This window comes from Streptomyces sp. NPDC050704 (genome assembly GCF_040654355.1).
GTDB lineage: Bacteria > Actinomycetota > Actinomycetes > Streptomycetales > Streptomycetaceae > Streptomyces.
Map to the genome: position 1 here is coordinate 1 of NZ_JBFAHW010000205.1, position 10,223 is coordinate 10,223.

The 10,223-nt window shown below is 70.8% G+C and carries 11 protein-coding genes; 3 read left to right on the forward strand and 8 right to left on the reverse strand.

All coding sequences use genetic code 11. The annotated features are described in order from the left end of the window. Positions 1-89 precede the first annotated feature (89 nt). The 5 genes from AB0I18_RS50275 to sigE all read right to left on the reverse strand — a co-directional run bounded on the left by AB0I18_RS50275 (position 90) and on the right by sigE (position 5,675). Positions 90-746: a hypothetical protein gene (locus AB0I18_RS50275; protein WP_363112573.1), complete on the reverse strand. Its 657-nt coding sequence runs from the start codon at positions 744-746 to the stop codon at positions 90-92. A gap of 403 nt (positions 747-1,149) precedes the next feature. Then, positions 1,150-1,602, reverse strand: a complete 453-nt coding sequence (locus AB0I18_RS50280) for a sec-independent translocase (protein WP_363112574.1) — start codon at positions 1,600-1,602, stop codon at positions 1,150-1,152. 197 nt (positions 1,603-1,799) lie between these two features. After that, positions 1,800-3,884: a trypsin-like peptidase domain-containing protein gene (locus tag AB0I18_RS50285; protein WP_363112575.1), complete on the reverse strand. Its 2,085-nt coding sequence runs from the start codon at positions 3,882-3,884 to the stop codon at positions 1,800-1,802. A 139-nt stretch (positions 3,885-4,023) separates the two neighbouring features. Continuing rightward, positions 4,024-4,977, reverse strand: coding sequence for an anti-sigma factor (locus AB0I18_RS50290; protein WP_363112576.1), 954 nt, complete (start codon positions 4,975-4,977; stop codon positions 4,024-4,026). Next, positions 4,974-5,675: an RNA polymerase sigma factor SigE gene (gene sigE / locus AB0I18_RS50295; protein WP_363112581.1), complete on the reverse strand. Its 702-nt coding sequence runs from the start codon at positions 5,673-5,675 to the stop codon at positions 4,974-4,976. The genes AB0I18_RS50290 and sigE overlap by 4 nt, the downstream gene beginning before the upstream one ends. A 214-nt stretch (positions 5,676-5,889) precedes the next feature. Between sigE and AB0I18_RS50300 the strand changes: the two genes are divergently transcribed. Continuing rightward, a complete protein-coding gene (locus AB0I18_RS50300) occupies positions 5,890-6,588 on the forward strand; it encodes an O-methyltransferase (protein WP_363112582.1) in 699 nt (232 codons plus the stop codon). Between the two features lie 146 nt (positions 6,589-6,734). Here the strand turns inward: AB0I18_RS50300 and AB0I18_RS50305 are convergent, their stop codons facing one another. Further along, positions 6,735-6,902 (reverse strand): DUF3117 domain-containing protein, encoded by a 168-nt coding sequence (locus tag AB0I18_RS50305; protein ID WP_003966491.1) that lies wholly within the window; start codon positions 6,900-6,902, stop codon positions 6,735-6,737. 362 nt (positions 6,903-7,264) lie between these two features. Between AB0I18_RS50305 and AB0I18_RS50310 the strand changes: the two genes are divergently transcribed. Beyond that, positions 7,265-8,080 carry an enoyl-CoA hydratase-related protein gene (locus AB0I18_RS50310; protein ID WP_363112577.1) on the forward strand — a complete coding sequence of 272 codons (816 nt, stop codon included), beginning with the start codon at positions 7,265-7,267 and terminating at the stop codon, positions 8,078-8,080. A gap of 43 nt (positions 8,081-8,123) precedes the next feature. Here the strand turns inward: AB0I18_RS50310 and AB0I18_RS50315 are convergent, their stop codons facing one another. Together AB0I18_RS50315 and AB0I18_RS50320 are read right to left on the reverse strand one after the other, a co-directional pair. After that, the gene (locus AB0I18_RS50315; protein ID WP_363112578.1) at positions 8,124-8,750 is read right to left on the reverse strand and encodes a DNA-3-methyladenine glycosylase I; all 627 of its coding nucleotides are present in this window, start codon (positions 8,748-8,750) and stop codon (positions 8,124-8,126) included. Then, entirely contained in the window at positions 8,747-9,097 is a 351-nt protein-coding gene (locus AB0I18_RS50320; RefSeq protein WP_363112579.1) for a DivIVA domain-containing protein, read from the reverse strand. Before AB0I18_RS50320 ends, AB0I18_RS50315 begins: the two co-directional genes overlap by 4 nt. A 148-nt stretch (positions 9,098-9,245) precedes the next feature. Between AB0I18_RS50320 and folP the strand changes: the two genes are divergently transcribed. After that, positions 9,246-10,106, forward strand: coding sequence for a dihydropteroate synthase (folP, locus tag AB0I18_RS50325; RefSeq protein ID WP_363112580.1), 861 nt, complete (start codon positions 9,246-9,248; stop codon positions 10,104-10,106). Positions 10,107-10,223: the final 117 nt, after the last annotated feature.

Sequence of the window (10,223 nt, forward strand, 5' to 3'; positions counted from 1 at the left end):
TTTCTGAGGTGTGTTTTTCCTTTTGGGGTTGTTTGGGGAGGGGGCCCCCGACCAACCCGCCCCCCCCCCCCTTCCCGTACACGGCTCGGCTATGCGTACGTCGTGATGTCCTTGACCACGGCGAAGGCGAGGCCGTACGCGCTCATCCCGCGCCCGTACGCACCGAGGTGGACCCCCTCCTGGGTGGAGCCCGCGAGGACCCAGCCGAACTCGGACTCGCGGTAGTGGAAGGGTGTGGGCACCCCGTCCACGGGGAGGGACAGCGACGACCAGTCGGAGCCGGTCAGATCGTCCGCGAGAACCCACGCGGTCTCGGTCTGCTGGTCCAGCCAGTCGTCGCGCAGGGTGTGGTCCATTTGGCCGGGCCAGGTGAAGGACAGCAGCCCGACTCCCGCGAGCCAGGCCGCGGAGGACACCGAAGTGGCCTCGAGCAGCCCGGTGCCGTCGGCGCTGCGGCGCACCGGGTTGGCCGCGACGGTGACCACGACCGCGAAGCGCTCCTTGTCCTCCGTGGACTCGCTGCGTACCGAAGGTTCGTCGCCATGTCCGATCGAGCCGTGCTCGACGGCTCCGTCGGCCGTGGCGCCGACCTGCATAAGCCAGCGCGGCCCCGTGAAGGCCTCGTCGAGGCCGTACCACGGGAAGGGCGCCAGCAGGTAGCCGTCGACCGTGCGCCGGGCGGAGGGGACCTGTTGTCCGCCCTCCGCAGCCGGCGCCTGCGCGCCTACCCGACTTGTCGTCTCCATGTGCCCGGACGCCTCCTCGCTCTCGTCGGACCGAACGGCCCGCCCCCCTTCGGGCGTCCTCCGGTCCGGACAACAACTAGGCAGAATAGCCACAGCTTCCGGGCGGGCCGGTATACCGGTCGCCTCGTAGGGCGCGTACGCGTCAAATCCGGCCCGCTGTGAACAGGCAGGATCCGGGCCACGTATGCCGCGTATGAGGAGCGGGCGGGCGTACGACCCGGCGGAAGCCGGCTCGGGACGGCGGGCGCGCCGCTGTCGTGAGACAGGCCGCAGGCGCACGCCTCGCGCTCGGGTCATGCCCGCGCGAAGGCCCAGGTCGCATTCGTACGGAGACGCGAACCGCGAGACGTGAGCCACGCCGGGCGAAGGCTCTGGTTCTTCGAAGGCTCTGGACCTCGAACGCTCAGGTCGCGTCCGCGTCGAACGGCGGGCGCTCGTCCGGGGCGGGCTTCTCGTCCTTCTTCGTCATGTCGACGGTGCCGCCGGACGAGGAGGAGCCGGCGGAGTCCGAGCCGGCGGACGACGACTCGGCCGCACGGCCGTGCACGGCGTCCGTGACCTCGGCCATCTCCTTCTTCAGGTCGAAGCCGTTGCGGATCTCCTTGAGCCCCAGCTCGTCGTTGTCCAGCTGCTTGCGGATGAACGTCTTGGGGTTGAGGTCCTCGAACTCGAAGTCCTTGAACTCCGGGCCGAGTTCGTCACGGATGTCCGCCTTGGCGCTCTCCGAGAACTCACGGATCTTGCGGATGGTGCGCGTGACGTCCTGGATCATCTTCGGGAGCTTCTCCGGGCCGAAGACGAGCACGGCAAGGACAACGAGCGTCACCAGCTCAAGCGGTCCTATGTCATTGAACACCTTGCAGCTCCTTGCGATGTCCGCGGCCCTCGGCAGGTCTTTCCGTGGTCCGGGCCGGGTCCACGGTACCCGGCCATCCCGTCTGTCCGGTACTGTCCCGGGCCCTCCGACTGTGTGTACACGGCGGGTTTTCCGGGATGTTTGCCTTGTGGGGCGGGGTGAAGCGGGGATTCGGCCCGCTTCCTGTGAGGTTTCCGTCAGTCGCCGTCGGCGGAGCCGAGGACGAGGGAGACCTTCCGCTCCCTGCCGTCGCGCTCCAGGGTCAGCTCCAGCCGGTCACCGGGGCGGTGCGCGCGGGTCTTGACGATGAGCTCCTCGCCGGAGTGCACGCGCTGCCCGTCGACCTCGGTGATGACGTCACCGGCCTTGATGCCGGCCCGGTCGCCGGGGCCGCCCCGGTTGACCGGCGGGCCGCCGTCGTTGCTCTTGGTGCCGACACGGGCGCCGTCGCCCGTGTACTCCATGTCGAGCGTCACGCCGATCACCGGATGGGTGGCCTTGCCGGTGTTGATCAGCTCCTCGGCGACGCGCTTGCCCTGGTTGATGGGGATGGCGAAGCCGAGGCCTATCGAACCCGACTGGCCGCCCTCCAGGTCCGAGCCGCTGTCGGCGGAGCGGATGGCGCTGTTGATACCGATGACCCGGGCCTTGGAGTCGACCAGCGGGCCGCCCGAGTTGCCGGGGTTTATGGGGGCGTCGGTCTGCAGTGCGTCCACGTACGAGATGTCGCTGCCGTCGCCCTCCTCGCCGCCCGCCGTGATGGGGCGCTCCTTGGCGCTGATGATGCCGGCGGTGACCGTGTTCTCCAGGTCGAAGGGGGCACCGATGGCCACGACGGGGTCGCCGACCTGCACGTTGTCGGAGTTTCCGAGCGGGAGGGGCTTGAGGCCGCTGACGCCGGTGACCTTCACGACGGCGAGGTCGTAACCGCTGTCGTGGCCAACGAGCTCGGCCTTGGCGGACTCACCGCCACTGAAGGTCACGGATATCTGGCCGCTGCCGCCGGCCGGCTCGACGACGTGGTTGTTGGTGAGGATGTGGCCGCGCTCGTCCAGCACGAACCCGGTACCGGTGCCCTGGGCGTCCGAGCCGCTCACATGCAGGGTCACCACGCTGGGCAGCGCGCTGGCCGCGATCCCGGCCACGCTGTCCGGCGCCCGTCCCTTGGCCTCGGTGCCGGTCTGCGGCAGCTCGACCTTCTCGATCCCGCCGTTCCGCTCCAGATACGCCCCTACGGCCCCTCCGACGCCTCCGGACACGAGCGCGAGGAGCACCGCCGCGAGCACCAGGGTCTTCCTGGTCCGCCTGCGCCGCCCGCCCGTGCTCTCGACGGCGGCTCCGTTCTGCTGGAGCGGGGCCGCGGCCCAGGGGTCGTAATGCTGCCAGGGAGTTTGGGGGGCGGGCGCGGGGCCGGGGCCGGGGTGCGTGGGGGCACCGTGGACGTGGTTCCCCACGGGGTCATACCCGAAAGGCATCTCCGATCCGGAGACACCCCGGGTGGAGGCATCCCCGGTCTCGGCTCCGGTGGCCGCGTCCTGCGACGGGGCCCCGGCCGCCGGAACAGCCGTACCCCGCGCGGGAGTGGCCGCCGGGTGCTGCACCGGTGGCGCGGGCGCCCAGGGCCCGGGTCCGCCGTAAGGCGGCGTGCCGTAGCGATCCGGAGCGTGCAGGGGCTTGGGCCGGTCACGCTCACCGGCCGCACTCACGCCGTCGCCCGGTTCGCCCGCCACAGACACCCGAGCCGGACCGGAAACAGCGCCGGAACCAGAACCAGAGCCGGAGTCGGAGCCGGAGCGAGAAGCGGCACCGGCACCGGCACCGGCACCGGCACGAGAACCAGCAGGTTTCGCCAGCTCGAAGTCCCCGTCCATGTCGCCCTCACGAAGCCCGCCCATGGCACTCCCCCTGTCCGCGCCACCCTCGGCGGAACCCGCGCCTGTCGGCGTGGGGTCCGCAGGCGGGAACCCGTCCGAAACAAACCCGTCCGGCGCAGGATCCGTCGGCACGAACCCGTCCGACGCGGGATTCGTCGGCACGAACCCGTCCGGCGCAGGACCCGCCGGCACGAAACCCTCCGGAGCAGGACCCGCCGGCACGAACCCGTCCGGCGCGGGACCCGTCGAAACGAACCCGTCCGGAGCAGGACCCGCCGGGACGGAACCCTCGGGAGCAGGGCTCGTTGGAACAGGGCTCGTTGGAGCGGGACCGGCCGGAGTGGAATCCGGCACGCGGGTCCTGGGCCGGCTCCACCACTTCGGCTTCGTGGGCTTCCCCTCGTCCATGCTCTCCCCACACCTGACCCGCGGCACAGCACATCGGCGGTCACCGCGGTTTGTCGACTCCGCACCCGGGGTCCCTCCGGCGGGCGCGGCCCATCCCTGGATTCAACCAGGTTCACGGGCCGCCGCGCAGAGGGCCGGTTCAGCCCGAGGAGGAAGGCGAAGGTGAGGCGGACGAGGCGTGCGGTGGCAGGACGACCGGCAATCCGGGTGTCTCGAACTCCGTCGCCGTCGACCACGCGGTCAGCGTGACCGGCGCGGTGGCGGTGAGGGGGCGTATGAGCGGGGACATGACGGCGGCCCCGGCCACCACCGGAGCGGTCAGCGCGTGCAGCGACCGGGCGTTCTGCTCGGCGGCCTCGGCGGGTCCCGGCATGCCGGGCAGCAGCGGCGCGGACAACTCGGTCTGCGCGCCCCCCTCCTCGCTGAGGGAACGCTGTCCCTGGGCGAGCAACGGGCCCACGGACCGGCGGCGCTGCTCGGGCGCGGTCGCACCGCCCGAGCCCGGTCCTCGCATCGGCGTCACATTGCTGCCGGCACCGGAACCGCCTCGCGCGTCCGCGGTGTCGGTCGGACCACCACCGGTCGACACCCCGCCGAGCGCGATCGCGGCGAGGGACACGGCGCCGGCCGCGGCGGCCGCGAAACGCAGGCCCCGTGAGGCCGACCGCTCGGCCTCACGTCGGCTGATGTCATGGATACGGAACCCGCGCTGCTCCGAGGGCAGCACGGCGGCATGCGGACCGGACGGCACGTAACCGAATGACTCCGGCTTCATGCCGAAGACTCCGGACGCCCCGAACCCTCCCCCGCTCAGCGGCGAGCCATCGCCGTCCGAGTCGCCTCCCCCGGGGAGGCCCTGGAGACGGGCCAGAAAGCTTTCGGAGGGAGGCGGGGGGGCGACCTCCGCGAACACGTTCTTCAGTCGTCGCTGCTCGTCGGCTTCGGACTTGCACTTCGCGCACGTGGCGAGGTGGGCCAGGACGCGCTCGCGCGCCTCGTGGCCGAGTTCGCCGTCCACCAGGGCGGAGAGCCGGTCTCCGAGATGCTGCTCGGCAAGGGGCCGATCGGCAGGATTCAGCCGTGATCCACTCACGCGCTCGCGCCCCCTCCTCCCAGAGCGGGCACACCGGTGACCGCGAACCCGCGGCGCTCCTTGCGGGCCTCGGGCGACCGGTGGGCGAGAGCCTTGCGCAGCTGCGAGCGGCCGCGGTGGATGCGGCTGCGGACCGTGCCGAGCTTGACGCCCAGGGTCGCGGCGATCTCCTCGTACGAAAGCCCCTCGATGTCGCAGAGGACGACCGCGGCGCGGAACTCGGGCGCGAGGGTGTCCAGCGCCTGCTGGACGTCCGCGTCGAAGTGGGTGTCGTTGAAGACCTGCTGCGGGGACGGCTCGCGGCTGGGCAGGCGCTCGGCCGCGTCGTCGCCGAGCGCGTCGAAACGGATGCGCTGCTTGCGGCGCACCATGTCCAGGAAGAGGTTCGTGGTGATGCGGTGCAGCCAGCCCTCGAAAGTGCCCGGCGTGTAGGTCGACAGGGAGCGGAAGACCCGGACGAAGACTTCCTGGGTCAGGTCCTCGGCATCGTGTTGGTTGCCCGTCAGGCGGTAGGCGAGCCGGTAGACCCGGCCGCTGTGCGTGCTGACGATCTCCTCCCAGGTGGGCGGAGTCCACGCCTGCGAGTCCGCCTCGGACGTAAAGGTCGCGGTCTGAGCGGAGTCAGCAGCGTGGTAACGGTCAGCAGTGTTGTTCACGGATTTCGGCTCACCCGCCGATCTGAGCAGGCGCCGCAGCATCCCGCCTCGATCCACAGGCGCAGCCGCACCTCCCCTGTCGGCTCTGGTGGTGTCCAGTGGAGCCCCTACCATAGCCACCTCGCCCGTTAGCTCCGGATAAGCGGTTTTACGAGAATTTGATACGCGCTCACGTCGCTGCGTCAGCACCTGCTGGGCGTCCTGATCCATCTGCTACCCCCGCGTTGTTCCCCACCCCCTCTAAACGCCCGGTCCCATCTGCGGGTTCCCGGCGGCAACGGATACAGTCACGCCCAGGCAACCACGGGGACAGGAGAGGGTCATTACCGGCAACCGGCTGACGAGCTGGGCGTTCGCCGACGCCTTTGTCGCCGAGGACGACACGCTGCACTGGGCCCGCGAGCGGGCCCGGGAGGCAGGGCTGCGCTCGGTGTCTCCCGGCACGGGCGCCGCGCTGCGGTTGCTCGCTGCCACCGTGGACGCCAAGGCGGTCGCGGAGATCGGGACCGGAACCGGAGTCTCCGGGATTCATCTGCTGCACGGCATGCGGCCGGACGGTGTACTGACGACCGTCGATCCGGAGCCGGAGCACCAGCAGTTCGCCCGCCAGGCCTTCCGCGCGTGCGGCTTCGCCAGCAACCGGGCCCGCTTCATCCCGGGCCGCGCGCTGGACGTCCTGCCCCGGCTCGCGGACTCCGGATACGACCTCGTCTTCTGCGACGGCGACCGACTCGAAAGCCTCGAATACCTCGCTGAATCGTTGCGCCTGCTGCGCCCCGGTGGCCTGGTCGTCTTCGAGGGTGTCTTCGCGAACGGCCGGACGGTGGAGTCGGGCCCGCAGCCCACCGAGGTCCTCCGGCTGCGCGAACTGCTGCGCGCGGTCCGCGAGAGCCAGGAGCTGATCCCCTCGCTCCTGCCGGTCGGCGACGGCCTGCTGTGTGCCGTCAAACGCTGACCCCAGCACCGCGTAAACACCGAGCGGAACCCCACTGACCTGCACACATGACGCAGGGGCAGGTCAGCGACCTGTCCCTGAAAGACAACTGCCCCGGCACCGTGGCGCGGTGCCGGGGCAGCTGAAAGGTATGGTCGCGTTCCGCGTCAGCCGACGACCTTCTTGAGGGCGTCGCCGAGCGCGTCGGCCTCGTCAGGGGTCAGCTCGACGACGAGCCGACCGCCGCCTTCGAGCGGAACGCGCATGACGATGCCCCGCCCCTCCTTGGTCACCTCGAGCGGGCCATCGCCCGTCCGCGGCTTCATGGCCGCCATGCTCGTTCCCCTTCCTGAAACCAGCTCATCGTCGCCGACGGCCCCACTGAAGGGCACGCATCCACTCGTCGGACACGCGTCACCGGCATCGAACACATTGCTTCCAAGCCATTATCCCGCATCTCAGGACCCGATGACCAACATCAGTCGGCATCGCTTGCGCAACGCGCTTGAGCAAAACCACTCAATTCGGCGGTGCGACTGCGATACTCCGCCGCTGCATCGACTTTCGAACACCGGAATTCTTTGACACAGCTCACATGTCCGAACCCCGCCGCTCTCCGTGATCTCCGCCATGCTGTCCTCAGACGCAGAACGTACCGGCGGGTACGACAGAGCCGCGACACCGGAGGGGACCCATCATGGCCGACACCGTGCTCTACGAGGTGAGCGACGGACTCGCGACGATCACGCTGAACCGCCCCGAGGCGATGAACGCGCTGAACATCGAGACCAAGGTCGCCTTCCGGGACGCGGCACAGGCGGCCGCGGCGGACGAATCCGTACGGGCCGTGCTGCTCACCGCCGCCGGTGACCGGGCGTTCTGCGTGGGCCAGGACCTCAAGGAACACGTCGGCGGTCTGCTCTCGGCGCGCGAGTCGGGCGCGGGCGGCTCGGGCGCGGGCGTCATGAGCACGGTCCAGGAGCACTACAACCCGATCATGCGGGCGCTGACGGGGGCGGCCAAGCCGGTGGTGGCGGCGGTCAACGGCGTGGCGGCCGGCGCGGGCTTCGGTTTCGCCCTCGCCGCGGACTATCGCATCGTCGCGGACACCGCGGCCTTCAACACGTCCTTCGCCGGGGTCGCGCTGACCGCGGACTCCGGGGTCTCGTGGACACTGCCGCGGGTCGTCGGGCCCTCGCGCGCCGCGGATCTGCTGCTGTTTCCGCGCAGCATCACCGCGCAGGAGGCGTACGAGCTGGGAATCGCCAACCGGGTCGTGCCCTCCGCCGACCTTGCCGCCGAGGCGGTGAAGGTGGCCCGGGGGCTGGCCGAGGGTCCGACCCTGGCGTACGCCGCGCTCAAGGAGTCCCTCGCCTACGCGCTGTCGCACTCGCTGGACGAGGCGCTGGAGAAGGAGGACGAACTGCAGAACCGGGCCGGGTCCTCCGAGGACCACTTGATCGCGGTGCGGGCGTTCGTCGCCAAGGAGAAGCCGAAGTACTTGGGGCGGTAACGGTTCGCTTCGCTGGATTTGGCGGTCGAAGGTGGTTCGGAAGCTAACGGCCGGTGGGGGCTGATCGCGCAGTTCCCCGCGCCCCTTGGGGCGCGGCGCCTCGGACCGTGCAGTCTGCCAGGTGGTCGTCCACCAGGCCGCAGGCCTGCATCAGGGCGTAGGCGGTCGTCGGGCCTACGAAGCGGATGCCTTGCTTCTTCAGGGCTTTGGAGAGGGCGGTCGACTCGTCGGTGACCGCGGGGACGTCGGCGAGGGTCTTCGGGACGGCTCGGGTCGCCGGGTCCGGGGCGTACGACCAGATCAGGTTGTCCAGGTCGCCCGGCGCCCAGTCGGAGAGCACACGTGCGTTGGCGACCGTCGCGTCGATCTTGGCGCGGTTGCGGATGATGCCCGGGTCGGCCAGCAGCCGTTCCTTGTCCGTGTCCGTGAAGGCCGCCACGTCGGCGATCCTGAAGCCGGCGAAGGCGGTACGGAAGCCCTCGCGGCGGCGCAGGATCGTGATCCAGGACAGGCCCGACTGGAAGGCCTCCAGGCACAGCCGCTCGTACAGCGCGTCGTCGCCGTGGACCGGGCGGCCCCACTCCTCGTCGTGGTACGCCACGTAGTCCTCGGTCGACAGGGCCCAGGGGCAGCGCAGGGCGCCGTCGGGGCCCGCCAGGGCTTCGCTCACCGGTGGTCCTCCTCGCCGGGCTTCTCCAGCGAGGCGAGCCGGGCGGCGCGGGCCCCCGCCAGGGCGGACTCCAGGTCGGCGATCCGGGCATCCCGCTCGGCCAGTTCGGCACCGAGTCGGCCCAGGGCGTCGTCCACGTCCGCCATGCGGTAGCCGCGGACCGCCAGCGGGAAGCGCAGTGTCTCCACGTCGGCGCGGTGCACGGGGCGGTCCAGGGGCAACGGGTCATGGAGGTGCTCGGGCGGGACCTCGGGGAGGGCGCCGCTCTCACCGCCGCCGACCACGGCGAGAACCACCGCGCCGACCACCACGACGAGGGCGACGACCAGGAACAAGAACATGAACATCGCTGAGGTCCCCACGCTCTGATGCCGACGCGGACGCGTCGGCACGGAAAGTGTCAGGCTCCGATCGTGCCATGCGACTCTGACAGTTAGGGTCGCAGGCGGCGGAACCGCGACAACCGCCGAGAACTACTGGGAGAGGTCACAGGGGATGCTCAGGCTGGGCAGGCGTGAGTTCGACGCGCACGAGCCGGTGATCATGGCGATCGTGAACCGGACCCCGGACTCCTTCTACGACCAGGGAGCCACCTTCCGCGACGAGCCCGCCCTCGCGCGCGTGGAGCAGGCGGTCGCGGAGGGTGCCGCCATCGTCGACATCGGCGGGGTCAAGGCCGGCCCCGGCGAGGAGGTGACGGCCGAGGAGGAGGCGCGGCGGACGGTCGGTTTCGTCGCCGAGGTGCGGCGCCGCTTCCCGGACGTGGTCATCAGCGTCGACACCTGGCGGCACGATGTCGGCGAGGCCGTCTGTGAGGCGGGGGCCGATGTGCTCAACGACGCCTGGGGCGGCGTCGATCCGCGGCTCGCGGAGGTCGCCGGGCGGTACGGGGTGGGGCTGGTGTGCACCCATGCGGGCGGTACGCAGCCCCGTACGCGGCCGCACAGGGTCGCGTACGACGATGTGATGGCCGACATCCTGCGCGTGACGCTGGCGCTGGCGGAGCGGGCCGTTTCGCTCGGGGTGCCCCGGGAGTCCGTGCTCATCGATCCGGGGCACGATTTCGGGAAGAACACGCGGCACAGTCTTGAGGCCACGCGGCGGCTGGGCGAGATGGTGGAGACCGGGTGGCCGGTGCTTGTTTCCCTCTCCAACAAGGATTTTGTGGGCGAGACGCTCGACAAGCCGGTCAAGGAGCGGGTTGTGGGGACGCTGGCGACGACTGCCGTGTCGGCGTGGCTGGGGGCGCAGGTGTATCGCGTGCATGAGGTCGCCGAGACGCGTCAGGTGCTGGACATGGTGGCGTCGATCGCCGGGCGGCGGCCTCCGGCGGTGGCCCGGCGGGGGCTGGCGTAGCCGTTTTCCTCGCCCCCGCCGCCCCTACCCGTCCCCTGGGGCTCCGCCCCAGACCCCGTGTCGTGTGTTGTCGGGTGCGGGTGGGTGGGGGCTGGTCGCGCAGTTCCCCGCGCCCCT